We start from the raw sequence: 421 nt of genomic DNA, 5'->3' as shown, positions 1-421 counted from the left end.
CTGTAAGGACGGGCGTAGGCCCATTCRTCGAGCAGGGTGCGGTTGTAGCGCTCGACTTTGCCGTTGGTCTGAGGCCTGTAGGGACGGGTGCGTTTGTGCTTGATGTCCGGGCCCAAGGCGTCTTTGAACGCGTAGGAGCGGTAGCAGGAACCGTTATCGGTCAGGACGCGTTTGACCGTGATYCCGYRGGAYTCGAAGTAGGCGTTGGCRCGTTCCCAGAATCCGGCCGCGGTGTCCTTTTTCTCATCGGTCAGGATCTCCGTGTAGGCGAGCCGGGAGTGGTCATCGACGGCGTTGTGCAAGAAAGCGTGGCCCGGTCTCCTGTTCGCCGCGGTGCCGGTCTTGTTCCGGTTTCCGGCGGCCCTGCCGACACTGCGGTGGCCCCCGCCGTCGGGGATCCGTCCAAGTTTCTTAATGTCGA

1 protein-coding gene is annotated in these 421 nt (G+C 62.7%); it reads right to left on the bottom strand.

Features of this window, described 5'->3' with window-relative positions; translation table 11 throughout:
• Positions 1–421, bottom strand: a 421-nt coding sequence (locus AC1DKD_RS42240) for a DDE-type integrase/transposase/recombinase (protein WP_477144865.1), incomplete at both ends; no start/stop codon positions are given.

Source organism: Cupriavidus sp. 05T313, from assembly GCF_056396665.1.
This window is presented reverse-complemented; position numbering and strand designations above follow the sequence as displayed.